Annotated in this window: 19 protein-coding genes and 1 tRNA gene; 12 read left to right on the forward strand and 8 right to left on the reverse strand. The window is 64.0% G+C overall.

The window, feature by feature from the left end; translation table 11 throughout:
• Positions 1 to 89 precede the first annotated feature (89 nt).
• From QUV21_RS13425 to QUV21_RS13435, 3 genes are read left to right on the forward strand one after another with little or no spacing between them, the layout of a single operon-like run.
• A complete protein-coding gene (locus tag QUV21_RS13425; RefSeq protein WP_300855640.1) occupies positions 90 to 671 on the forward strand; it encodes a hypothetical protein in 582 nt (193 codons plus the stop codon).
• A 30-nt stretch (positions 672 to 701) separates the two neighbouring features.
• Complete coding sequence (fabB, locus tag QUV21_RS13430; protein ID WP_300855641.1) at positions 702 to 1,931, forward strand: beta-ketoacyl-ACP synthase I; 1,230 nt, start codon at positions 702 to 704, stop codon at positions 1,929 to 1,931.
• A gap of 10 nt (positions 1,932 to 1,941) precedes the next feature.
• Positions 1,942 to 2,730: an enoyl-ACP reductase gene (locus QUV21_RS13435; protein ID WP_300855642.1), complete on the forward strand. Its 789-nt coding sequence runs from the start codon at positions 1,942 to 1,944 to the stop codon at positions 2,728 to 2,730.
• A gap of 121 nt (positions 2,731 to 2,851) precedes the next feature.
• Here the strand turns inward: QUV21_RS13435 and QUV21_RS13440 are convergent.
• Positions 2,852 to 2,925 (reverse strand) — tRNA-Gly (locus QUV21_RS13440).
• A gap of 308 nt (positions 2,926 to 3,233) precedes the next feature.
• On the opposite strand from QUV21_RS13440, the gene QUV21_RS13445 reads away from it, so the two are divergent.
• The 3 genes from QUV21_RS13445 to QUV21_RS13455 are packed head-to-tail and all read left to right on the forward strand — an operon-like array spanning position 3,234 to position 8,439.
• Positions 3,234 to 5,543, forward strand: a complete 2,310-nt coding sequence (locus QUV21_RS13445) for an AAA family ATPase (protein WP_300855643.1) — start codon at positions 3,234 to 3,236, stop codon at positions 5,541 to 5,543.
• Complete coding sequence (locus QUV21_RS13450) at positions 5,543 to 6,640, forward strand: hypothetical protein (RefSeq protein WP_300855644.1); 1,098 nt, start codon at positions 5,543 to 5,545, stop codon at positions 6,638 to 6,640. Before QUV21_RS13445 ends, QUV21_RS13450 begins: the two co-directional genes overlap by 1 nt.
• A 44-nt stretch (positions 6,641 to 6,684) precedes the next feature.
• On the forward strand, positions 6,685 to 8,439 hold the full coding sequence (locus tag QUV21_RS13455; RefSeq protein ID WP_300855645.1) for a patatin-like phospholipase family protein: 1,755 nt from the start codon (positions 6,685 to 6,687) through the stop codon (positions 8,437 to 8,439).
• Between the two features lie 159 nt (positions 8,440 to 8,598).
• On the opposite strand, the gene QUV21_RS13460 is transcribed toward QUV21_RS13455, so the two are convergent.
• From QUV21_RS13460 to acsA, 6 genes are read right to left on the reverse strand one after another with little or no spacing between them, the layout of a single operon-like run.
• Entirely contained in the window at positions 8,599 to 10,437 is a 1,839-nt protein-coding gene (locus QUV21_RS13460) for an alpha/beta fold hydrolase (RefSeq protein ID WP_300855646.1), read from the reverse strand.
• A complete protein-coding gene (ftsH, locus tag QUV21_RS13465; RefSeq protein WP_300855648.1) occupies positions 10,434 to 12,251 on the reverse strand; it encodes an ATP-dependent zinc metalloprotease FtsH in 1,818 nt (605 codons plus the stop codon). Before ftsH ends, QUV21_RS13460 begins: the two co-directional genes overlap by 4 nt.
• Before the next feature lie 22 nt (positions 12,252 to 12,273).
• On the reverse strand, positions 12,274 to 12,522 hold the full coding sequence (locus QUV21_RS13470; RefSeq protein WP_300855649.1) for an acyl carrier protein: 249 nt from the start codon (positions 12,520 to 12,522) through the stop codon (positions 12,274 to 12,276).
• Positions 12,519 to 13,715, reverse strand: a complete 1,197-nt coding sequence (locus QUV21_RS13475) for a dihydrolipoamide acetyltransferase family protein (protein ID WP_300855650.1) — start codon at positions 13,713 to 13,715, stop codon at positions 12,519 to 12,521. Before QUV21_RS13475 ends, QUV21_RS13470 begins: the two co-directional genes overlap by 4 nt.
• Positions 13,712 to 15,703: a pyruvate dehydrogenase (acetyl-transferring) E1 component subunit alpha gene (gene pdhA, locus QUV21_RS13480; RefSeq protein WP_300855651.1), complete on the reverse strand. Its 1,992-nt coding sequence runs from the start codon at positions 15,701 to 15,703 to the stop codon at positions 13,712 to 13,714. Before pdhA ends, QUV21_RS13475 begins: the two co-directional genes overlap by 4 nt.
• The gene (gene acsA / locus QUV21_RS13485) at positions 15,700 to 17,421 is read right to left on the reverse strand and encodes an acetate--CoA ligase (RefSeq protein WP_300855652.1); all 1,722 of its coding nucleotides are present in this window, start codon (positions 17,419 to 17,421) and stop codon (positions 15,700 to 15,702) included. Before acsA ends, pdhA begins: the two co-directional genes overlap by 4 nt.
• Before the next feature lie 361 nt (positions 17,422 to 17,782).
• On the opposite strand from acsA, the gene QUV21_RS13490 reads away from it, so the two are divergent.
• From QUV21_RS13490 to ugpC, 6 genes are read left to right on the forward strand one after another with little or no spacing between them, the layout of a single operon-like run.
• Complete coding sequence (locus tag QUV21_RS13490; protein WP_300855653.1) at positions 17,783 to 18,874, forward strand: LacI family DNA-binding transcriptional regulator; 1,092 nt, start codon at positions 17,783 to 17,785, stop codon at positions 18,872 to 18,874.
• Positions 18,871 to 20,127 (forward strand): extracellular solute-binding protein, encoded by a 1,257-nt coding sequence (locus tag QUV21_RS13495; RefSeq protein WP_300855654.1) that lies wholly within the window; start codon positions 18,871 to 18,873, stop codon positions 20,125 to 20,127. Before QUV21_RS13490 ends, QUV21_RS13495 begins: the two co-directional genes overlap by 4 nt.
• A 55-nt stretch (positions 20,128 to 20,182) precedes the next feature.
• On the forward strand, positions 20,183 to 21,253 hold the full coding sequence (locus QUV21_RS13500; protein ID WP_300855655.1) for a sugar ABC transporter permease: 1,071 nt from the start codon (positions 20,183 to 20,185) through the stop codon (positions 21,251 to 21,253).
• The gene (locus QUV21_RS13505) at positions 21,254 to 22,132 is read left to right on the forward strand and encodes a carbohydrate ABC transporter permease (RefSeq protein WP_300855656.1); all 879 of its coding nucleotides are present in this window, start codon (positions 21,254 to 21,256) and stop codon (positions 22,130 to 22,132) included. It begins immediately after the preceding gene.
• 12 nt (positions 22,133 to 22,144) lie between these two features.
• The gene (locus tag QUV21_RS13510) at positions 22,145 to 23,137 is read left to right on the forward strand and encodes a levansucrase (protein WP_300855657.1); all 993 of its coding nucleotides are present in this window, start codon (positions 22,145 to 22,147) and stop codon (positions 23,135 to 23,137) included.
• Positions 23,138 to 23,141: 4 nt separating this feature from the next.
• Complete coding sequence (ugpC, locus tag QUV21_RS13515; protein ID WP_300855658.1) at positions 23,142 to 24,209, forward strand: sn-glycerol-3-phosphate ABC transporter ATP-binding protein UgpC; 1,068 nt, start codon at positions 23,142 to 23,144, stop codon at positions 24,207 to 24,209.
• A 237-nt stretch (positions 24,210 to 24,446) separates the two neighbouring features.
• Here ugpC and QUV21_RS13520 read toward each other — a convergent pair whose 3' ends face one another.
• Positions 24,447 to 25,103 (reverse strand): SOS response-associated peptidase, encoded by a 657-nt coding sequence (locus tag QUV21_RS13520; protein WP_300855659.1) that lies wholly within the window; start codon positions 25,101 to 25,103, stop codon positions 24,447 to 24,449.
• Positions 25,104 to 25,153 lie beyond the last annotated feature (50 nt).

The raw sequence follows: 25,153 nt of genomic DNA on the forward strand, positions 1-25,153 counted from the left end.
GAGGCCTACCATGCACTAACATTCAACCCGGACCACTCGATGGGGGCAGTCCAAGGTGCGACGCGCTGATCCGGGCTGGGAGTAATTAAATGCCCCTTCTGGACGAAGCTCTCAGAACCCGACTGCTGTATTCCTTAAGCGACTTTCAGCAGGCACTATCTGCTGCGGAGTTATTGGCAGATTGCGATCCAGACCGCCCTATCTCGAAAAAAGAACTGGGTCGTTTCAGGTGCTATGAGACAACCCTCGTTGTTGCGTATATGCGCCCTTTTTCTCAGGCGAAGGGAGACATTCCGCGCCTGACACTTGAGAAGTGTCGAGTTTCATTGAGCGAAGAACAGCTTCGGCTGCACGATCAACTGCACATGCAAAGAAACAAGATTTTCGCGCATTCAGACGGAGATTTGATGCGCATGGCGGTTGCTTCCCATGAACACAGGTTTGAGGATGGAGCCTCGATTGTGATGTTTCGCACTGTGTATGATGAGGGCATTTCCTTACTAGAACCCGATCTTTTGAAGGTGCGTGACCTGATTAACACACTGTATTTCGGCATCTATGAACAGATCTGGGCGGAAGCTCAGCAAGACCCAACCCTATACAACTTCAAGAGAGACTACCTCGAAGGCTTGCACCCCAACCACCTTGCCCCCTCCCCCCCTCTGCCCTAAACAGTCCCTGACTCACCAAGGGAGGCACCCATGCGCCGCGTCGTCATCACCGGGATCGGAATCGTCTCGTCCATCGGCAACAACACGACCGAGGTCGAAGCCAGCCTGCGCGCCGGCAAATCCGGCATCGTCTTCGCCCCCGACTATGCCGAACACGGCTTTCGCTGCCGCGTCCATGGCGCGCCCAACATCGTGCTGGAAGACCACATCGACAAGCGCGACCTGCGCTTCATGGGTGACGGCGCGGCCTACAACTTCATCGCAATGGATCAGGCGGTGAAAGACTCCGGCCTTGAACCGCAAGACATCTCCAACGAACGCACCGGCCTCATCATGGGCTCCGGCGGGCCATCCACCAAATCCTTCTTCCGCGCCCACAACATCGTGCGCGAAACCGGGTCGCCGAAGCGCATGGGTCCGTTCATGGTCACGAAGGGCATGTCGTCAACAAACTCGGCTTGTCTGGCCACTCCGTTCAAGATCAAGGGCGTCAATTATTCCATCACCTCCGCCTGCTCGACCTCTGCGCATTGCATCGGCAACGGCACCGAACTGATCCAGTTCGGCAAGCAGGATATCGTCTTCGCGGGCGGCGGCGAGGAGCTGGACTGGACGCTCTCCTGCCTCTTCGACGCCATGGGGGCCATGTCCTCGAAATACAACGACACCCCCGAAACCGCCGCCCGCGCCTATGACGCGACGCGGGATGGATTCGTAATCGCCGGTGGCGGTGGGGTGGTGGTGCTGGAAGAACTGAACCACGCCCTCGCCCGCGGCGCCAAGATCTATGCCGAGGTGACCGGCTACGGTGCCACGTCGGACGGGCATGACATGGTGGCCCCCTCTGGCGAAGGGGGCGAGCGGTCGATGCGGCTGGCGTTGTCCACCCTGCCGAAAGGCCGCAAGGTCGATTACATCAACTCCCACGGCACCTCGACGCCCGTCGGCGACATCACCGAGGTCGAGGCGATCCGCCGCGTCTTCGGCCGGGGCAAGACCCCGCCGATTTCCTCGACCAAGTCGCTGACCGGCCACTCGCTTGGCGCGACCGGCGCACAGGAAGCGATCTATTCGCTTCTGATGATGCAGGGCAATTTCATCACCGCCTCGGCCAACGTGGTCAATCTTGACCCCGCGCTCGACCCCGGCGAAATCGCCACGGAACTGCGTGAAAACGTCCAGCTGGATTCCGTCCTGTCGAACTCGTTCGGATTTGGCGGCACCAACGCCACCCTCGTCATGTCGAAATACCTCGGATAAGGAAGCCAGCATGGCCGATCTGATGAAGGGCAAGCGCGGGCTTGTCATGGGCGTTGCCAACGAACGCTCCATCGCCTGGGGCATCGCCTCGGCGCTGGCCGCCGAGGGCGCGGAACTAGCGTTTTCCTACCAGGGTGACGCCTTCGGCAAACGGGTCGAACCGCTTGCCGCCAGCGTCGGGTCGGATTTCCTGGTTGATGTCGATGTAACCAATGACGAAAGCCTTGATGCCTGCTTTGCTGCCCTGAAGGCGCGCTGGGGGCAGATGGATTTCCTGGTCCACGCCATCGCGTTTTCCGACAAGAACGAACTGACCGGCCGCTTCATCAACACCAGTCGCGGCAACTTCCAGAACTCGCTGAACATCTCCTGCTTCAGCTTCATCGACGTGGCGGCCCGCGCGGCGGACCTGATGACCACAGGTGGCAGCCTGATCACCCTGACCTTCCAGGGTTCGAACCGCGTTTCGCCCAATTACAACGTGATGGGCGTGGCCAAGGCAGCCCTTGAAAGCGCCACGCGCTATCTGGCCAATGACCTGGGGCCGCAGGGCATCCGGGTTAACGCCATTTCCCCCGGCCCGATGAAGACCCTTGCCGGGGCGGCCATCGGCGGTGCCCGCGCCACCTTCCGCCACACCGAAGCGAACGCCCCTTTGCGGGCGAATGCGACGCTGGAAACCATCGGTGGCACCGCCGTCTGGCTCTGCTCACCCTATGGAGCGGCGACGACGGGCGAGGTGATCCACGTTGACGGCGGCTATCACGTCCTTGGCTTCCCGCAGGCCGAAAACCTGTAACGCATGGCTCGGAATCGGCTGAGGACGCCTTTGGTGGGGTCGAAGTCGGACAAAGGGATTGAAACGGGCGTGTCGGTCCGTTGCGACCGATATCCCGATTGCCGGTCAGCAAGGGGGAAGGTGGAGCGGGCGGCGGGAATCGAACCCGCGTCTTTAGCTTGGAAGGCTAAGGTCTTACCATTACACAACGCCCGCGCTGCGCCGTCAGGTCATGCCGGTTAGGTAATCTGGCGCGGTCTGGACGTCAAGGTAGTTCCTTGAAAAGCGGTGAACTCCCCCCCGGTGGGATCTGCGCGGGCTGCCTTGCCAGCCCGTTGCCCTGGACTGACTTCCCGGCCAATTGTCGTTCGGTCATGATGCATTTGCCGGGCTGCGGCGGTCCGCAAACCATTCGGCCGCCGGGACGCTTGTGTTTTGGCGCAGCCAAGGTAGCCTTGGACCGTATTTTGATCCTGATTCATTCAAGCCAAGGCGTTCCCATGCGTTTTGTCAGCAGACCGGCCATGCCCCCGCCTGCGCTTGCGATGCCGGAGTTCGGGCGGTCGCGGCGTGCTTTTCTGGAGTTTTTGCGCCTGCCGGCCCCACAGCGCGCCCAGACATCCCCGCCAGACCGCCACCTTGCCTCGTCTTCGGCGCTTCTTGCTGCGCTTGGGGCAGTCTTCGACAACCGTTGTGCCTTTTGTGAAAGTCGCGCCAGCCTTTCGGTCTACCGCTTCCGCCCGCCGTCAGAAGCGCTTCCGATGGAGCCAAGCCCCGATGCGCCGCTTACCTATGGCTGGCTGGCCGATGTCTGGCAGAACCTCTATCCGATTTGCACCGATTGCCGCCCGCGCCAGCCGAATGTCTTTCCTGTCGGCAGAGGGGGCCGGGTGCCGCCGCCAACAGCCGCAGAATATGCGCGGTTTGTCGAGGATGGCACGGGTCTGTGGATGGAACACCCGTCCGAAGCCCTTGGCGCCCGACCCGGCTTTCGTGAGCGTCCGCTGCTGATCGATCCCTGTCATGACACGATGATGGACGCACATTTCGTGGCCGCGCCACAAGGGGAACTCCTTGCCCGAAGCCGCAGGGGGCAGGCCACGATCGACCAGTTCCAACTGAACCGCCCCGCCCTTGTGGCGCAACGACTGCGCGCCTCGGCCGTTGCAGGCGGGATCGACAACGGAGCCGTGGCCAAGTTGCTGCGCCGGTCTTCGACCACCCTGCCAAGGACGCGTCAGATCATCAACGAACTTGACCCGGGGACCGACCACCCCGGTTTTGTCGCCCTGCTCTTGCTTGCGCACCTGCGCCAGAGGCTTGGCATTGATGCCCCTGCCACATTGACATCGGCAAGCGTGGTCCGGCCAACGGCAGATGATGAGGCTGATGTTCAGGGCAACCGCTGGCATCTCACAGAGATCGAGATCGCGAACTTCAAGGCCATCCAGTCGCTGAAGCTGTCGCTGCCTGTTCCCCGATGGCCTGACATCGGCGCCACGGGTCGCACTGCGCCGGATGAACTGACGGCCCGGCAACAGCGCACACCTGCGCTTCTGATCCTTGGGGAAAATGCTGCAGGAAAGTCCTCGATCCTGGAGGCGGTCGCGCTGGCGATGCTGTCGCCCGATGCGCTTTCGGCCACGGGGCAGACGGCGGACAAGCTGCTTTTGGACACCACCTACATGGGCGGTGATGCCGGGCAGTCGGCATCGGGCCATGTGCGGCTGACCTACACCCCCGACAGCGGAAAACCGGTCGTGCGGAGCCTTTTGATGCAGCCGGGCGACAAGGGGCTGTCCCATGACAGCGGCGCCCCGCCACCCGGCCTGCCAGTCTTTGCCTATGGGGCGTTTCGCCACTACCTTGGCAGCGAAACCCGTTGGGACCGGGAAGACCGCAGCGTCATCAGCCTGTTCCGGTCTGACAACCTGCTGTCGAACCCCGACAAATGGCTTTACTCGCTGCCCCAGTTCATCCTTGACCGGGTGGTTACGGCGCTAAGAGAGGTCTTCGGCCGCAACAGCACCTTTGCCTATATCGAAAAGGACAAGACCGCACAGCGCTGCCTTGTCGTTACCAGACAAGGCGGCAGCGATCTGGTGAATGACGGCGCTGCCGCGGCGAAAGCGACCGAGGTCAGGACACCGCTTGATGCCGTTTCCTCGGGGTTCCGCACCATTCTGGCACTGACCTGTGATGTGATCCGCTGGCTGATGGATGACGCCATCAACCCGGATTTCATCTCGTTGAACGAAGCCCGCGCCGTGGTCCTTATCGATGAGGTGGAGGCCCATCTGCATCCGCGCTGGAAAGTGCAGATCATGGACGGTCTGCGCCGCGCCCTGCCCGGCGTGACCTTCATCGCCACGACGCATGACCCGCTTTGCCTGCGCGGCATGAATGACGGAGAGGTGAAGGTGCTGACCCGGCTGACAAATGCCGACTGGCCGGTTCCGGTCAGGGTGGAGCAACTGGAAGACCTGCCGAATGTCTCCTTGCTGACGGTTGATCAGTTGCTGACATCGGAACTGTTCCGCCTGTTTGACATCGACGATCCCACGACGGCCTATTCCACCGCCTCCCTGGCCGACATGCTTGTGCGCCGCAAGGAAGATCCGGGCAGCTTGAATGCGGCCGACCGGCGCCTGTTCCGGTCGTTCGTTTCCGATATCGACGGGGCCTTGCCGGTGGGAAGGTCTGATGTCTCGCGTCTGGTGCAGGATGCGGTCGCGAAATACCTGGTCGTCATGCGCACGGCCCATGCTGCGGAACACCGCGTCTTGCGACAAGGGGCGATCGACGCGATCATCGCCGCCTTGAGGCTGCACTGATGCGTCGGGTCGATCGCAACGCGGTGTCGGTGCCTGCCTCGCTGATCCGGCCCGAGGCGCAAAAGGAATTCGATGCCGCACGACGGGTGGTAGCATTGCGCGCAGAGCGTCTGAGGCTGCATGACAAGGCCGTAGAGACCGCCACGGCCCTTGGGCAGACAGCCCCGAAACTGCCTCAGGCCAGCGGCGAGGAAGCCGCTTTCGCATTCAAGCTCTACAAGTCCGCCGATATCCGTCTTGCTTTGGAGGCGCTGTTTCATGGCAAATGCGCCTATTGCGAAACGCGCTATGCCCATCAGGCGCCCGTCGACATCGAACACTACCGCCCCAAGGGTGCCGTCGAAGGTGACAAGGCCCATCCCGGCTACTGGTGGCTTGCTGCGGCATGGGAAAATCTTGTGCCATCCTGCATCGACTGCAATCGGCGCCGGACCCAGACCTTGTCGGTTCCCGCCACCGCCACCTTTGCCGATCTGCTTGCCACGCTGCTTCATGGCCAGTCGCAGGCACCCGCCCTTGCCGGCAAGAAGGATTCCTTTCCGGTGGCCGGCCAAAGGGCGCATTCTGACCGGGACAGTCTGAGCGCGGAACAGCCCTACCTGCTTGACCCGACGGCGGATGAGCCGGACGACCACCTTGACTACTACCTTGATCACACGCGTGACGGCGTGGCGCCACTGGCGCTGATCCTGCCGCGCCTCCGACCTCCCGGCGATCCCGACCGGCACCCTGAAACGCCCGATGGGGAAGCCGGACCCTCGGTCCGGGGGTTGATGACGATCCAGTTTTGCGGCTTGAACCGGCTTGCACTGGTGCAAGAGCGCACCGCGCTGCTGCGGCGTCTGGAATTCCTGCGTGACGCCATGTTCCAGATCGATACGGCGGCGCGAGACCTGCACGACAGTGTTGCCCTTGCCGCACCGGAACTGGCCGACAAGCTTGCTGGAACGGCGCGACTGCTCGACAGCCTCGCATCGGGCGTGCTGCATGAAATTCTTGCGGCGCTGGACCCGGACCAACCCTATGCGACGCTTGCGCGGCGCTGGCTGGAACGCTGGGCAGACACGCTTAACGTCAATCCCGACCCGACACCATAACCGCAACCGCCCCCAAAGGGGCTTGAACCACAGCCAGGCTCCTCATGCCCGAAACGATCCCTTCCTACCGTTGTGACCTTGTGATGAAGGGCGGCATCACGTCGGGCGTGGTCTATCCGCGCGCCATTGTGGCGCTGTCGCGGAAATACCGGTTCCAGAACATCGGCGGCACCTCTGCCGGTGCGATTGCCGCGGTGATGACAGCGGCGGCCGAGTATGGCCGGGCCAGTGGCGGATTTGCCAAGGTAGAGGCATTACCGCAGGAACTTTCTGCGACGTTGCTGGAAAAGTTCCAGCCCAGCCCACACCTGGCCCCGCTGTTCAGGCTGGCCCTTGCGGCGATATCCGGCCGACCTCTGGCCTTGGTCCGGGCGCTGTTGCAAGGCTACCCCTTCGCTGCGCTGGGTGCCGCGCTGCCGGGCGCAGCCATCTTGGTCCTGGCGACTGCGCCCCGGTCATCTCCCGACTGGGGCTTTGTGGTGCTGGGGGCATTGCTGGCGCTGGCCGGAATCCTGATCGGGCCGGTCCTGGCGGCAAGGGGGCAGGCCCTGCGCGACCTTCCCGGCCAGGATTACGGGCTTTGCACCGGGCTGAGCCAACCCGGCTTCACCGGCCCTGCACTGACCGACTGGCTTTGCGCCACGATCGACGGTGTTGCGGGGCTTGCCCCGGGCAAAGGGCCATTGACCATTGGCCAGCTTCAAGCCGCAGGCATCAACGTCCAGACCGTCACCACCGACATCACCTCACGCCGCCCCTATGCCCTGCCGATGGGCAACAACCTGCATGCCTTTTGCGAGGATGAGTTTCGCAAGCTCTTTCCGGCCTATGTCGTGGATCACATGGTTGGCCGTTCGAACAAGGTCTCGGCTGAATGGGCCGACACGAAGGGCAGGCTGCGCTATTTCCAGTCCAGGGATCTGCCGGTTGTGGTTCTGGCGCGGATGAGCCTGTCTTTTCCCGGCCTGATCTCGGCGGTACCATTGCACCGGATCGATTACACGCTGGAACGACTCGATCCGCCGGCCAAGACCCGGCGCTGCCTGTTTTCAGACGGCGGCATCTCGTCAAACTTTCCAGTGCATTTCTTCGACCAGTTCCTGCCGCAGACCCCGACCTTCGGCATCGCGCTGTCCGCCTATGACATTGCCCGTGCCAAACCGGGCGCCGAGGCAAGGCGCATTACCCTGCCCACTACTCCGGACAGTGGCGGGCGTCTTATGCCGACACAGTCCTTCAAGGGGCTGGCCGGCTTCGTGATGGCGGCCTTCGACAGCGCAAAGGACTGGCAGGATTCGCTGCAATCGGTGCTGACCGGATACCGTGAGCGTATCGTGACAGTGGCGCTGAAGCCGGATGAGGGGGGGCTGAACCTTGAAATGCCCGCCACCGTGATCGACACGCTGACCGGCTTTGGCGGGCAGGCAGGCGATGCGATCCTCGATGCGTTCGACCTGAAGGAGCATCGCTGGCGAAGGTTCCTGACCGAGTTGCCGCTGATCGAGGCGCTGCTGATTGACTACGCGCGCCACTGGGACGCGGTCGAACCCGGGCCGGGAGATCTGAGCTATCCCGACCTTGTGGCCGATGCCGCGAACCGCAAGGCCTATGCGCTGAAGGCCGGAACCCAGCGCAAGGCCTTGCTGCGACGGGCCGAACGGCTTGCAGACCTTGGCCGCGAGTTGCGTGACGATCCGATGCCGGCCAGTCTGACCGACATCCTGCCGACGCGCCGCGCGCGGCTTGGTGTCATTGCAAACATGGACGACAGCATTGCGGGGCAGGCCAAGACCCCGTGACAAGGCAGGCGTAGCGGGGCCAATGTGCAAGCATGGCCCAAAGGGCAAAGAACAGATGCCGGGGGGAATGGTCCCGAAGGTGCGTTCGGGATGTCTGCACGACAGCATTTCACTTGCGCCGGTGCTGGCTCGCATCCAGACCGCCCCACACCCCCTCTATCAGGCTTCAAGGACATAGGTGCCGGGAGCGGCCACTATCGGGGCAAAGCCCTTGTCTGACGCGCCCGGCGCAGGGGGCGGAACGGCAGCGCCGCTTCGTGCCGAAAGCCAATCCGCCCATTCCTGCCACCATGACCCAGGTCTGGGATCATGGGCCGCCGCCCATGCGTCCGGGCCGACATAGTGGCCTCCCGGCGGGCGGCGGCCGATGCGGTAGTGGCGGTTCTTGTGGCCCGGTTCGGACAGGATGCCCCCGTTGTGGCCACCTTTGGTCAGTACGAAGGTCAGGTCGCAATCAGTGAAAAGCGCGGTCTTGTAGACCGACCGCCATGGCGCAATATGGTCGGTTTCCGTCGCGACGACGAACATTGGCGCGGCAATGTCCTTCAAGGCGATCACCCGCCCCTCGACCGCGAAGCGGCCCGCAGAGATCCGGTTTTCCAGAAACACCCCGCGCAGGTATTCCGAATGCATCCGCGCCGGCATCCGGGTCGTGTCGTTGACCCAGACGGTCATGTCGGTCGGCAGGTCCGGCTCTCCCAGCCAATAGCGGCGGGTGGCGCGCGACCAGATCAGGTCTTCCGAGCGGATCGCCGCAAAGGCACCCGACATCTGCGGCCGGTCAAGATATCCCTTCGCCCACATCATGTCTTCCAGGAAAGCCACCTGGCTTTCATCCAGAAACAGCAGCAACTCGCCCGCTTCGGCAAAATCCACCTGCGCGGCCATCAGCGTGACCGAGGCGAGCCTGTCATCATGATCCCGCGCCATGGTGGCCGCAGCGATGGCCAGCAGCGTGCCGCCAAGGCAATAGCCGTTGGCATGAACGCGCACACCCGGCAGGATGGCATTGATCACCTCCAGCGCCTGCATGACACCGTCCTTGCGGTAATCTTCGAGCGACAGCTGCGCCTGCGCTGCGGTCGGGTTGCACCACGAGATGCAGAAGACCGTATAGCCCTGCCCGACCAGCCAGCGGATGAACGAGTTTTCCGGCGACAGATCAAGAATGTAATATTTCATGATCCATGCCGGGACGATGAGCACCGGCTCGGCCCGGACCTTGGCGGTTGTCGGGGAATACTGGATCAGCTCCATCAGCGCGTTGCGGTAGATCACCTGCCCGGGCGTGCAGGCCAGAACCTTGCCCAGCGCAAAGGCCTCTGGCACCGGGCGATGTTCCTGCGCAAGGATGTGGCGGGCGTCATCCAGAAAATGGCTGGCCCCCTCGATCAGGTTGCGCCCGCCGGTCGCGCGGGTCTTTTCCAGAATCTCGGGGTTGCCCAGCGGAAAGTTCGCGGGCGAGACGGTATCCAGAAGTTGCCGCAGCATAAAGCCGGTGCGCTGCGCGTTCTGGCGGCGCAGGCCCCGCAGATCGGCGGTGGCGGCGTGCCACCAGTCCTGAAGGCCCAGAAACCCCTGTTGCCACAGCGAAAACGGCGCCTCGTCCCAGCCCTCATGCGACCAGCGCGGGTCATATGGCCCCGGCTTGAACGGCTTGTCTTCGGCCTTTCCCAGCAGCCCCGCAACGGCAAACTGCGACAACTTCAACCAGTTTGCCTGTGCGCGTTCCATCAGTTCCAGTTGCCGCCCCGGCGCGCGGGCCAGATGCATGGCCCAATCGCTCCACGCGTCGATCATCGCGTGGGGGGACAGGCCCGCCGTCATCTGCGCTAGGCTGGCCGTGACGCTGCGGTCAAGGGCTGCATGACGGTGCGGCTCGGCGGCTGGCGGCGCAAGGTGCGGGGCAGGTCGCGGCACCTCTGGGACCACGGCGGGAAGCTGCGGGACGGCCGCTGCCGCGGGTGCCGGGCGGGCATGGGTGGGCTTGCGGGTCATGCGGCGCGCGCCTCTTGCGGCTTCAGGGGCGCAAAGTCGGCGGGGGTGATCGTCTCACGCTCCAGCAAAAGCCGCGCGCCCGCCTCCAGATCGGCGTGAACCTCTTTCAACAGCGCAATCGCGCGCTGATAGGCATCGTTCAGAAGACCGCGCACGGCCAGATCAACCTCGCGGGCGGTGGCTTCGGAATGGTCACGCGGGGTGAAGCTGACCCGATCCTCGCCCAGAAACCCGCCGCGATCCTGTTCCAGCACGGCTTGGCCAAGGTCCGCGTGCATCCCGAAACGGGTGACGATCTGGCGGGCAATGTCGGTGGCCCGCACAAGATCATCCGCCGCCCCGGTGGATACTTCGGCAAAGCGGATCTGTTCGGCCGCCCGGCCCGCCAGCAGCATGACCATGCGGTTTTCCAGTTCCGTCCGGGTGATCAGGAACCGGTCCTCGGTCGGCCTTGTCATGGTATAGCCCAGCGCGCCGATGGTGCGCGGGATGATCGACACCTTGTGGACCGGATCGGCGCCGGGCAGGCGCGCGGCGGCAAGGGCATGGCCCATCTCGTGCCAGGCCACGGTTTCGCGTTCGCGCGGGTTCAGAAGGCGGCCTTTGCGTTCCATCCCCGCCACCACACGTTCCAGCGCCGAGGTGATGTCGGCCATGCCAACCGAATCGCCGCCGCGCCTTGTGGCGTGGATTGCGGCCTCGTTCACCAGATTGGCCAGTTCCGCCCCGGTGAACCCCGGCGTGAGGCCCGCCACCGCATCCACATCAAGGCCCGGGTCCACCGCCACCTTGCGCAGATGCACCCGCAGGATCGCGGCGCGGCCGATCTTGTCGGGGCGGTCCACCACCACCTGCCGGTCAAACCGCCCGGCCCGCATCAAGGCGGGGTCAAGGATTTCGGGCCGGTTGGTCGCGGCCAAAAGCACGATGCCATCTCTCGGGTCGAACCCATCCAGTTCAGCAAGCAACTGGTTCAGCGTCTGCTCCTTTTCATCATGCCCGCCGCCAAAGCCGCCAATGCCACGCCGACGACCCAAGGCGTCAAGTTCATCAATGAAGATGATGCAGGGCGCGGCCTTGCGGGCCTGGTCGAACAGATCGCGCACCCGCGCGGCCCCCACACCCACGAACATCTCGACAAACTCGCTGCCCGAGATCGAAAAGAACGGCACCCCTGCCTCGCCCGCAACCGCGCGCGCAAACAGCGTCTTGCCGGTTCCGGGCGGCCCGGTCAGAAGGATGCCCTTGGGAATCCGCGCACCAAGCCGACCGAACTTCTTCGGTTGCTTCAGAAAATCGACGATCTCCTTCAGTTCGGCCTTGGCCTCGTCCACCCCCGCCACATCGTCGAAGGTCACGCCGGTATCACGTTCGACATAGACCTTGGCGCGCGACTTGCCGACGCTCATCATGCCCCCCAGACCCTGCTTGTCGATGGCCCCGCGGAGAAAGAAACTCCACAGCGCGAAGATCAGGATCATCGGCAAAAGCCAGGACAACAGCGCCGACAGGAAGGTGTTCTGCACCGTGCCGTCAAACTCGACCCGCGACCGTTCCAGCCGTTCCGTCAGATCGGGCGGCACGATGTTGGTGACGAAATGGGTGTTGCCATCAATCGGGTCGACATAGCGCCCCTCGATCGCCTCGGCCCGCACGGTGACCGAGGCAATCCGACCGGATTCAAGATGCGAGAGGAACGTGCTGTAGGGAATGCGCTGGGTGACCTGCGCTTGCGACAACCAGGATTGCACCAGCATGAGCGCCATGAAGGCGGCCACGAAATACCACAGATGGATTTGCTGTTTGCGGTCCATGGGCGTCTTCCTTTCCTGCGGGTCAGCGCGCCAGCATCCTTGCCAGATAGTCCACGGCCTTGGCGGGGGTTGCCAGCATCGGATAGTCCGGCTCGGGAATCGGCAGGCCAAAGCGTTTGTGCAAGGCACTGACAAGGTTCAGGAAGTCCATGGAATCAAGGCCAAGGTCATCCTGAAGGTGATCATTGTCCCCAATGCTTTCCGGGTCAAGATCCGGGGCAATAAGGGTCAGATCGTCAAGAAAGGCGGCTCGGATGTCGCTGGGGGTCATGGGGTGTCGGGCTCCTGCATCAGGCGGTCGATCTCGGCCAGAAACAGCGCGCCGCGGCGGCCGTCGCTGACCCGGTGATCGGCGGCAAGGGTGGCGGTAATGGCAAGGCGGGGCTGGACGATGTCGTCCCGGACCATGGGCTTCAGTCGTGGCGCGCCAAAGCCGACCAGCGCCACCTGCGGCGGGTAGATCACGCCGAACAGGGCATCCACCCCGGTTTCCCCAAGGCTGGAGATGGTGATCGTGCCTTGGGTGATCTCGCTGTTTCTTAGCCGCCCGGCGCGGGTGCGGACGACGATGTCGCGCATCGCGTCCATGATTGCATCGGCTGCCATGCCTTGCGCGTCCAGAATTGCGGGCGCGATCAACCCGCCGCCGCGCATTGCCACAGCCAGCCCGCAATGCACCGCATCGGACGGCGTGTAGGCGTCGCCCTCGAAGCGTCCGTTCAGTTCCGGCACCCGGGCCAGCGCCCGAACCGTGGCACGGATCAAAAGCGCGCCCATCAGCAGCCGCTGGTCCGGGGTGCGGGTGGCATTGGTGGTGGTCAACCAGTCCTGCGCAGCTTGCAGATCAATCTCGTGGCTCAGGTAGTAATGCGGGATCTCGCGTTTCGACCTGCTCATGGCAGCGGCGATGGCTCGGCGCATCTCGGCCATGTCGAGGCCCGGTTTGCCCTTTTGCGGCGTCACCGGTCCGCTGCCCGGCGCGGGTTGCACCTTTGCTTGGGTTTCGACATCCGCAAGCAATACCGCACCACCAGGGCCAGACCCTGCGATTGCATCCAGTGCCAACCCCAACTCTGCCGCCCGACCCCGCGCGGCAGGCGAGGCAAGGGCCGGACCGGTTGGAACAGGCGAAGCCGTGGTAGCAGGTAGTGCCTTGGCCGGAGCTGCCGGAGCCGGCAGTTCAGGGCTGATCGGAGCCGCAACCGGAGCAATGGTGGCCTCGGCTGCATCCGCCGCGCCCAGTCGGGCAAGCGGCGCGCCGACCGGCAAGGTCTGGCCGGGCTGGGCCAGAAGCTCACCGATCTCGCCCGCCTCGAAAATCTCGATCTCGATGGCACCCTTCTGGGTTTCCACCACCGCGACGATATCGCCCTTGGCCACATGGTCACCGGGCTTGACCAGCCATTCGACCAGCTTGCCTTCCTCCATGTCCGCCCCAAGCGAGGGCATGGTGAAAATGCTCATGACGCAACCCCCGGCAATGCCTTGACCGCCGCGATTATATCCGACACCTGCGGCAGGGCGGCCGTTTCAAGGTGCTTGGGGTAAGGCACCGGCACTTCCGCCGCACAGACGCGGGCAACCGGGGCATCCAGATGCCAGAAACAGGCCTCTTGCACCCGCGCGGCAATCTCGGCGGAAAGCGAGCCCGTGCGCCAGCCTTCGTCCACCACCACCGCGCGGCGGGTGCGGGTGACCGAGGCTGCGATGGTTGCCTCGTCCAGCGGACGCAGGCTGCGCAGGTCGATCACCTCGGCCTCGATCCCGTCTTTCGCCAGTTCCTCGGCAGCCTCGAGCGCCTTCCAAAGCGAATAGGACCAGGCCAACAGCGTCACATCGCGTCCTGATCGGCGGATCACGGCGCGGTCGATGTCAACGGCGCCAGCATTGGCGGCGATCTTGCCGGTCATGTTGTAAAGCATGACATGTTCAAGGATGATCACCGGGTCGGGGTCTTCCAGCGCGGTCGCCAGCATCCCCCGCGCGTCTTCCAGCGTGGCGGGGGCGACGACGCGCAGACCGGGGATATGGGCAAAGAACGCCTCAAGGCTGTGCGAATGCTGCGCAGCAAGCTGACGCCCGGCCCCGGTCGCCATCCGGATGACCAAAGGCACCCCGAACTGCCCCGCCGACATGTGGCGGATGGTGGCGGCGGTGTTCAGGATCTGGTCAAGGGCAAGCATGGCGAAATTGACCGTCATGATTTCCACAATCGGCCGCATCCCCACCAGCGCCGCCCCGATTCCGGCCCCGGTGAAGGCGGATTCGCTCAGCGGCGTATCGCGGATGCGGTCGGGGCCGAATTCCTTGAGCAATCCCATCGACACCGCATAGCAGCCGCCATAGGCACCGATATCCTCACCCATCATGAACACCCGGTCATCGCGCAGCATCGCCTCGGTGATCGCGGCGCGGCAGCAGTCGCGGTAGGTGCTGTCGGTCAGGGTATCGGGCGGCAGAACGTCGGGCGGCGCGGGGCGGGTCTCGGCGACCACATGGCGGGTCAGGTCTTCGACCGGCTCCCACGGGGCCTGTTCGCAAGCGGCGACGGCATTTTTCAACTGCGCCTCGACCTCGGCCTCGATGGCATCAACTTCGTCCTGATGCATCAGGTTGTTGTCCAAGAGCCATGACTGGAACCGGGTGATGGGTGACCGCTTGCGCCATTCCGCTACCTCGGCCTTGTCGCGGTATTTCTCGGCGTCGAACATGGAATGGGGGCGCGTGCGGTAGGTGCGACATTCAAGGAACTGCGGCCCATCGCCTGCGCGGATCGCTTCGACCAGCCGCCGGGCCGCCGCTTCGACCGACACCACGTCATTGCCGTCAACGCTTTCGGCGGGCATGCCGTAGCTGGCGGCGCGGGGGACGAAATCGGGGTTGGCCTGCACCCGCGCCACCGCCGTTCCCATGGCGTAAAGGTTGTTTTCCAGCACGAACAGGACCGGCAGTTTCCACAGCGCGGCTAGGTTCATCGATTCATGAAACTCTCCCTCGGCCAAAGCACCATCACCGAAGAAGCAGACTGTCACGCAGGTTTCGCCCCGCATGTGGTCGCCCAGCCCCAGACCCACGGCCAGAGGCAGCCCGCCGCCGACGATGGCATTGCCGCCGTAAAGGTTGGTCTCGGCGTCAAAGAGGTGCATCGACCCGCCACGCCCACCCGCGCAGCCGGTGGCCTTGCCATACATCTCGGCCAGCGCCGATTCCATGCTCATGCCGCGTGCCAGCGCATGGCCGTGTTCACGGTAGGTCGACACCACCCGGTCGCGCGGTTCCAGCGCGGCGGAAATGCCCACCGCCACCGCCTCCTCGCCATCATAAAGGTGAAGGAAGCCGCGGATCTTTTCCTGTGTGTAAAGCTCGTAGCACTTTTCCTCAAACCGCCGGATGCGGATCATGCCCTGCAAGAGGGCGCGGGCGTGGGTGTGGTCCAGCTTGACCTTGGTCATTTCGCATCCCCTTCCAATGTGGACAGATCACCTTCGGGCAAACCAAGTTCCCGCGCGCGCAGCAGCCGACGCATGATCTTGCCAGACCTTGTGCGCGGCAGGCTGTCGCGGAACACGATCTCGCGCGGGGCGACGGCGGGGCCAAGACGTTTGCGGGCATGTCCGCGGAGTTCCCGTTCCAGCGCCTCGCCCGGTTCATGGCCCGCCTTCAGCGTGACGAAAGCCTTGACCACCTCACCGGCGGTTTCATCCGGGATGCCGATCACGGCGGCCTCGGCTACGGCGGGGTGTTCGATCAGCGCGCTTTCCACCTCGAACGGGCCGATCAGGTGGCCAGAGGATTTGATCAGATCATCCGCCCGGCCGACAAACCAGTAATAACCGTCGCTGTCTCGCATGGCGAGGTCGCCGGTCAGATACCAGCCGCCCGCAAAGCATTTGGCATAGCGTTCGGGCTGACCCAGATAGCCCCGCATCATCGAGGGCCAGCCGGGCCTGAGCGCCAGTTCGCCGATGCTGCCGTCAGGCTGTTCGGTCACCGCCTCACCATCGCGTGAGACGATCCCCGCCTCGATCCCCGGCAGAGGCTTGCCCATCGCGCCGGGCTTGATGTCCATGTCCGCCGTGTTGGCGATCATGATCCCGCCGGTTTCGGACTGCCACCAGTTGTCATGGAACGGCAGGCCAAAGACCTGTTGCCCCCAGATCACGCATTCGGCGTTCAGGGGCTCACCCACGCTGGCGAGGAAGCGCAAGGCGCTGAAATCCCGTCCCTTGGCCGCCTTGTCCCCTGCCCGCATCATCATGCGGATGGCTGTCGGCGCCGTATACCAGACCTGCACCCGTTCGCGTTCAAGGATGCCATACCAGCGCTCAAGCTCGAACTCGGCCTCGTCCACCACAATGGTCGCGCGGTTGCACAAGGGCGAGATGATCCCGTAGCTCATCCCCGTCACCCAACCGGGATCGGCGGTACACCAGTAGATGTCGCCGGGCCGCAGATCGAGCGCGAGACGCCCCGTTTCGGCATGGGCGACAACCGCTTCCTGCACATGCACGACCCCTTTCGGCAGGCCCGTGGTGCCAGATGTGAAATGCAGAAGCGCCATGCCTTCTGCCAGCGTCGGGTGAGCGTCGAAGGTATCTGCCGCCGCCGCCATCGCCGGTCCAAGTGCGACGCAGCCTTCGGGCGCGCTGTCGCCGATGATCAGCACCAGCTTCAGACCCGGCATGTCGGCCCGCCAGTCCGCCACCTTGCGCCGGTATTGCACTTCGGTGGTCACCAGCACGGATGCGCCGCCGATCTCCATCCGCGCGCGGACGGGTTCCGGGCCGAAAGCCGCGAACAGGGGGCTTACAACCACACCCGCCTTCAGCGCGCCAAGGGTGGCGGCGTAAAGTTCCGGCACCCGGCCGGACAAAAGGAACATCACCGCGCCCGGACCGATGCCCTGGGCGCGCAGCACATGGGCAAAGCGCGCGGCCTGCCCTGCAAGTTCTGCGTAGGTCATGACCCGCCGCGCCCCATCGCGCCCAAGCCAGATCAGGGCGGGTTGCGCGCCGTGGCCTGCCGCCAGATGCCGGTCAACCGCCTCATGCGCGATGTTCAGCCCGCCATCCGGCAGCCCATCCAGCCGCGAACGGGCCGCGTCCCAGCCGGTTGGCAGCCGATCAGCGTCCTTGCTGGTTCTGGTTTTGGCAATGATCGCATGTGCCATCCTGTCCTCCCCAAGTCGCGACAAAGTTCCGCTGCCGATCGTCTGCGCCGACAAGCGAACGTCTTGGAGGATCAACCATCGATCCGGCGCTGTCGTTGATTCAGGTCAGTCTCATGGGTCTGTCCGCCAAAACTGTTCAAGCCGGGGCTGGCCACCCGGGGTTCCCGGTCACGGGCAAGGGCCGGCCCTGTGCGCCAAAGCCCCCGGCATCGGGCTGGACGACCAACAGAACCAGGTTGACAGAATCGGCAGATGAATCCTATGACACCGATGTCATGACACCGATGTCACTGCTCCAGAACCTGCAAGGACAGGCTGGGGCAGAGCGCGGCAGACCGGGGTGCCAGCTTGGGAGGGCGGAATGGCGACGATCTATGATGTGGCGAAAGCCGCAGGCGTTTCGGCCAAGACGGTCAGCCGGGTCTTGAACGGCGACGGGCCGGTCGGGCGTGAAACCCGCGAGGCGGTCGAGGCGGCGATGGCCAGCCTTGGCTATGTCCCCTCGAACGCGGCACGCATGATGCGGTCGAACAAGTCCGGGCTGATCGGGGTGATCACCGGCGCGATTTCCACCGCCAAGGAACTGACCACCCGCCCCGCCGGTCTGCCTGATCTCTTCATCCTGCAAGGCATCCAGCAGGTGATCTCGCAAAGCGGGATGACGCTGATGATCGCCGATACCGACGGGCGGCCAGACCGGGTGGCTCCCCTGATCCAGACCTTCCTTCGGCACCGGGTCGAGGGGCTGATCTACATCGCCGAATACCATCAGAAAGTGACGCTTCCCAAATTGCCAGACGGGACGCCGATGATGCTGGCCAACTGCTTCGACGAGGCGGGAACCCCTGCAATCCTGCCAGATGACCGGCGCGGGCAGCACGATCTTGTGGCGCGGATCATCGGCGCGGGACACCGGCGGATTGCCTATCTGACCCTGCGCAGTGGCATCACCGCCACGCCCCTGCGCCTGCAAGGCTACCGGGACGCCTTGGCCGAGGCCGGCATCGCCTATGACCCTGCCCTCGTTCAGGACTGCGATCTTCAGGACAACGAGGGCGAGTCGCAGCTTTTGTGGGATGCCATCGACCGGATGCTGCGCCTTCCCGACCCGCCGACGACCTTTTGCTGCGGCAATGACAAGATGGCCCTGAAGGTCTACGGCATCCTGCGCTCGCGCGGTCTGAAGCTGCCCGAAGAAATCTCGGTCGCAGGCTATGACAATTACCGCGTCATCGCCGAAACGCTTTATCCGCCGCTGACAACGGCCGAGCTGCCCTATGCCGCCATGGGGGTGCGCACGGCGCAGCGCCTTCTGGCCATGATTTCGGGGGAAATCCCGGAGGAGTCCGGACCGGTTCTGGTGTCCGGCCCGATTCACTGGCGCGAGTCTGTCACGCAGCGGCGCCAGACCAACATCACCCATCTGAAAACCGTCAGGGAGGACGACCAATGAAACATTCCAATTGGCTTGCGGGCGCGGCTGTTGCCGCGATCTCGCTGGGCGGCGCCGCGCAGGCGCAGACAACGCTGAGCATGTGGTATCATGGGGCCGGCAACGAGGTTGAGGCCAAGATCGTCGATCAGATCATCGCCGACTTCAACGCCAGCCAGACCGACTGGAAGGTCGAGATGCAGAGCTTCCCGCAGGCCGCCTACAACGACAGCGTTGTCGCGGGCGCGCTGGCGGGCAACCTGCCCGACATTCTGGACGTGGACGGCCCCGTCATGCCGAACTGGGCCTGGTCGGGCTACATGCAGCCCCTTCAGATCGACGAGACGTTGATCGAGGGCTTTCTGCCCGGCCCGAAAGGCTATTGGGATGGCAAACTCTATTCCATCGGCCTTTGGGATGCCGCTGTCGCCCTTGTGACGCGCCAGTCCTATCTGGACGAACTGGGCCTGCGCACGCCCACGCTGGAACAGCCCTGGACCGGCGAAGAATTCATGGCCGCGCTGGAGGCCGCAAAGGCCAGTGGCAAATTCGAATACGCCTTCGATCCGGGCATGGCATGGACCGGCGAATGGTATCCCTACGCCTTCTCGCCCTTCCTGCAATCCTTTGGCGGCGACATCGTGGACCGCTCCACCTACAAGACCGCCGAGGGCGCGCTGAACGGCGAAGCGGCCATTGCGTTCGGCGAATGGTGGCAGGGGCTGTTCACCAACGGCTACGCGCAGGCCTCGCAAGACCCGGCGGACCGGGACTCGGGCTTCGCTGCGGGCAAATACGCCTTCTCGTGGAACGGCAACTGGGCCGCTCTCGGCGCTCTCAGCACCTTCGAGGACACCGTCTTCCTGCCTGCGCCCGATTTCGGCAATGGCTCGAAGATCGGGGCCGCAAGCTGGCAGTTCGGGGTTTCGGCCTCGTCCAAGCATCCCGAGGGCGCTTCGGCCTTCATCCAGTTTGCCTTGCAGGACAAATACCTTGCCGCCTTCTCGAACGGCATCGGCCTGATCCCGCCGACCAAGACCGCCGCCGAGATGACCGACAACTACAAGGACGGCGGACCGATGGCGGTGTTCTATGACCTGACCAAGGCGCAGGCGCTCGTCCGGCCGGTGACGCCCGGCTACGTCGTGCAGGCCAAGGTCTTCGAAAAGGCGCTGGCCGATATCGCAAACGGTGCCAACGTCGCCGACACGCTGGACGCGGCCGTGGACGAGATCAACGCCGATATCGAAAAGAACGGCGGCTACGGCCACTGATCGTAATGCCGGGGGCGGCATCAAGCTGCCCCCGGCCGTCAAAAGGGGGGATCCGATGGCTTCGAAATTCCAACGCTCGAACCGGACCGGCTGGCTGATGGCCGGACCTGCGGGCCTTCTGATTGCGGGCTTCGTGATCCTGCCCTTCTTCTTTGCCTTCGCGCTGTCCTTTACCAACCAGCGCCTGATTTCCCCCAACCCGACCGAGTTCACCGGCCTTGCCAATTATCGACAACTCCTCGGGATGGCGGTGCTGACGGTTGACCCCGTGGTCGATGCGGCGGGCGCGGTGGTCCTGAAGGACGGCGTCCCGGAATATCCGGCGATCCGTTCATTCACCCGCAACAACCCGGACTATCCGCATCTGCAAGGCATGCGCGAATGGACCAGCTTCACCTGGGGTGACAGCCGGACCTACATCCTTGCCCGCGACGTGGTGTTCCTGACCGCGATCGTGAACACCTTCATCTTCGTCATCGTGGTGGCCCCGGTGCAGGCGGGGCTGGCGCTGGGACTTGCCCTGCTGATCAATCAGCGCCTGAGGGGGATCAACCTCTTCCGGGCGATCTATTTCATGCCCGTCGTAGTTTCCATCGTTGTCGTCTCGCTGCTGTGGCGGTTCATCTATGACGGCAACTCGGGCCTGCTGAACAACCTTCTCGGCGCGATAAGTTTCGGCGCGATCCCGCAGATCGACTGGCTGGGCAACCCCTCTACTGCGCTGGGGGCGATCATCGCCATGTCGATCTGGCAGGCGGTGGGCTTCCACATGGTCATCTGGCTGTCGGGCCTGCAAACGATCAGCCCCACGCTCTATGAGGCTGGGGCAATCGAGGGCGCCTCCAAATGGCAGACCTTCCGCTACATCACCTGGCCGGGGCTTAGAAACACCGCCGTTCTGGTCCTGATCGTCATCACCATGCAGGCCTTTGCCCTGTTCGCGCAGATCGACGTGATGACAAGCGGCGGACCTTTGGACAGCACCCAGACCATCGTCTTTCAGGCCATCGAGCGGGGCTACGGCAAGCAGGACATCTCGGGCGGGTCGGCCATCTCGGTCATCCTGTTTGTGATCGTGCTGACGATTTCGCTGATCCAACGCTGGCTGACACGGGAGCGCACATAAATGGCCACCATTTCCGCCGACAACCACGGCCTGCGCCTTGCCACCCGCTATGCCGTTCTGGTCCTGATCGCGATCGTCTTCATCTTCCCGCTGGTCTTCATGCTGATGTCGAGCCTCAAACCCGACCAGCAACTGTTGCAGGACACCGCCAGCCTGCGCGCCTTCCTGCCGGTGGGCGATGTCAGCCTGCGGAACTATACCGCCGCCTTTGACCGCGCGCCGGTAGCGCTGTTCATCTTCAACTCGGTCCTTGTGACCGGCGTGACGGTGGTCCTGTCGCTGCTGGTCTGTTCGATGGCCGCCTTCGCCTTTGTCTTCATCGGCTGGAAGGGGCGGGACTTTCTGCTGACGGTGATCCTTGCCACCCTGATCGTCCCGTTCGAGACGATTGCCATCCCCCTCCTCCTCATCGCCTCCAAACTTCCGTGGATCGGGATGGACGGGCTGACATGGGGCTGGCTGAACAGCTATCACGTCCAGATCGTGCCATTCATCGCCGACGGGCTGACGATCTTCCTTTTCGTGCAATACTTCAAGGATTTGCCCGGAGAGCTGATCGAGGCCGCCCGGGTCGAGGGCGCCACCTGGCCGCAGATCTACCGCCGCATCGTCATGCCGCTGGCGGGGCCGGTGCTGGCCACCGCCGCGATCCTGAAGTTCCTGGCGATGTATAACCAGTATCTCTGGCCGCTGATGGTGGTCCAGCAGGAAGGCTACCGCCCGGTCATGGTGGGCCTGCAATACTTCTTCCAGCAGAACGTCGCCTGGGGCGAGGTCATGGCATATCTCTCCATGATCACCGTGCCGGTGCTGGCCTTCTATCTTTACCTGCAACGCGCCTTCATCGCGTCGATCGCCTCGACCGGTGTGAAGGGTTGAACGGAGAATATCATGGTCATCGCAATCGACGGAAAATGGATCTGGGACAGCTGGTATGCCCATGATGGCGAGAAATGGCACAGCTATTTCCTGCAAGCCGATCGCAGCCTTGGCGACCCGGACCTGCGCCACTTCAACGTAAGCCAGGGCCATGCCACCAGCACGGATCTGGTGAACTGGACCCATCTTGGCACCATGCTGCGCCCCTCGGACGCGCCCGCATGGGATGACTACACCACATGGACCGGGTCCGTGGTGCGCGATGAGGACGGGCTTTGGCACCTCTTTTACACCGGCGCCACCCGGGCCGAGGACGGGCTTTACCAGCGCATCGGCCATGCCACGTCCACCGACGGCCATGCGTGGCAGCGGGTCAACGGCGGGCTTTGCCTGGACCTGACCGGGCCTGTCGCGGACCTTTACGAAAAGGACCACATGACCGGCCACTGGCACGACCGCGCCATGCGCGACCCATGGGTCATGCGTGACCCGGACGGCGACGGCTGGCTGATGTATTTCACCGCCCGCGCGCCGGGGATCGCTGAACCAAACGCCGGCGGGGCCATCGGCTTTGCCACCTCGCCCGATCTTGCGACCTGGACGCTGCGGCCTCCGGTCTTTACCGGCGGCTTCGGCCAGCTTGAGGTGCCGCAGGTGTTCCGCGTCGGCCAGCACTGGTATTGCCTGTTCTGCACCTCGGGCCACCAGTGGTCGAACGCCTACCGCGCCAGCAATCCGCAAAGCCCGGTGACCGGCAACCACTACCTGATCGCGGACCATCCGCGCGGGCCGTGGCGGGTGGCCCCCGGGCGGTTCCTTGACGGGGATGAGCCCTGCCGCCGCTACGCCGCGCGCATCCTGCAAACGCCCGATGGGTTGCGGATCATGGGCTTTGCCGATGGCGGCAAGGACCGGTTCGGCGGCTATGTGATGGACCCCGAACCCGTGGTCGTCGGGCCGGATGGCCTGTTGCACGTTGCCCCCATGACCCAAGCCGCGGAGTAACGCCATGGCCGCCATCACCCTGACGGGCCTGAAGAAAAGCTACGGCAACGCCCATGTCATCAAGGGCGTCGATATCGCCATTGAAGACGGCGAGTTCTGCGTTTTCGTCGGCCCCTCGGGCTGTGGCAAATCCACGCTGCTGCGGATGATCGCCGGGCTGGAGGATATCACCGACGGCACGCTGGATATTGGCGGGCGGGTGGTCAATGACCTGCCGCCCAAGGATCGGGGCGTGGCGATGGTGTTCCAGTCCTACGCCATCTTCCCGCACATGACCGTGCGCGAAAACGTGGCTTTCGGCCTGACCATCGCCGGCGACGACAAGGCCACCAAGGATGCCAAGGTGGCCGAGGCCGCCCGCATCCTGCAAATGGAGCATCTTCTGGACCGCCGCCCCAGCCAGCTTTCCGGCGGCCAGCGCCAGAGGGTCGCCATCGGCCGGGCCATCGTGCGCAAGCCGCAGGTGTTCCTGTTCGATGAACCCCTGTCCAACCTCGACGCCGCCCTGCGCATGGACATGCGGATGGAGATCGGCAAGCTGCACAAGGCCTTGGGGGCGACAATGGTCTATGTGACCCATGATCAGGTCGAGGCGATGACGCTGGCAGACAAGATCGTCGTCCTGAAGGATGGGCTTGTGCAGCAGATCGGCAGCCCGATGGACCTTTACCACAACCCGGCCAATGAATTCGTTGCCGGTTTCCTTGGCGCGCCCTCGATGAACTTTCTGGAGGTGGAGGTGGTTTCGGCCAACGGCGACAAGGCGGTGGTGCGCAACGCGGCGCTCGATCCGGTCGAAGTTCCGGTGCGGGTCGGCAGCGCTCAGCCCGGACAGCGCGCCCGCCTTGGCATCCGCCCGCAGTACCTTGCCCCCACACCCGACACCGAGCCGGGCCAGTTGCACGGCACTGTGATGCTGACGGAACGGCTGGGCAGCGAAACCGTGGTCGAGGTGCAGTTGCGCGACAAGACGCCCCTGATTGCGGCCTTGACCCGCGATGCCGTCTTTGCCCTTGGCACCCCGGTCAACCTTGGCTTCGATCCGGCGATGACCCATCTTTTCGCGGACTAGGCTCAGCGGTGGTGGCCGATGGAACTGACGTGACAAAGGCCATTGCCTGATCTCTCGCCGCCAGTCCTTGCACAAAGGAATTTTGTCGCCGAGGCACGATTCCGCAGGGACTGTGCTGATGGCACCCCCCCCATTGCCGTTCACGTCAAGCGTGGTGAAGCAGAAACCCGGGCCTGCTCAGCGCGTCCCAAGGCCTTCATTTTCCCTGTTTTATCAGGGCAATGGCTGGAAATTGGATCAGGCAGAAATCGGCGCGATCAGCCCGGCACCCGAGGCGCGGTTGGAGTTGACGGCGGTATCCACCCGGTAGGGTGTCGCCATGACCCCGGGTGCAGAAGCCCGCATCAGCACCGCAGCGCCATGGCCCGCCTCGCCCAGCCACAAGGGCCAGTCCGCCGCCTCCAGAACCACCGGCTCGCGGTGATGCAGCCCCGCCATCCCCTGACCCGCTTCGGTCGATACGATGGCCACTGTGTCCATGTCCTGCCAGCGCTGCCAGACCCCGGCCAGTGCCATAGGGTGACCATCCGCCCTCGTGATATACCACGGCAGACGGGCGCCCTTTTCCCCCGCGCTCCATTCATAAAAGCCGCTGGCTGGAACGATGCAGCGACGAGACCGCACCGCTTCGCGGAAGGCTGGCTTTGTGGCCACGGTATCGGATCGCGCGTTGATGATCAGCGGCCCGTCGTTCGGTGTCTTGTACCAGGACGGGATGAACCCCCAGCGCATCGCGCGAAGCCGCCGCTGTCCACCATCCGCCGTGACGACTGCAACGGTATTCGTCGGGCAGACATTGTAATTCGGCCCCACAGGCAGGTCATTGCCTTGAACGGCTCCGAACAGCGCCGCAAGCGCCTCATTCGGGTGGGTGATGGTGAAGCGGCCGCACATCGGCAAAGTCTGACCCATGCCCGCACGGGGGCAAGCCTCCCCCCCAGGGA

This window comes from Tabrizicola sp., from assembly GCF_030373185.1.
Lineage (GTDB): Bacteria > Pseudomonadota > Alphaproteobacteria > Rhodobacterales > Rhodobacteraceae > Tabrizicola.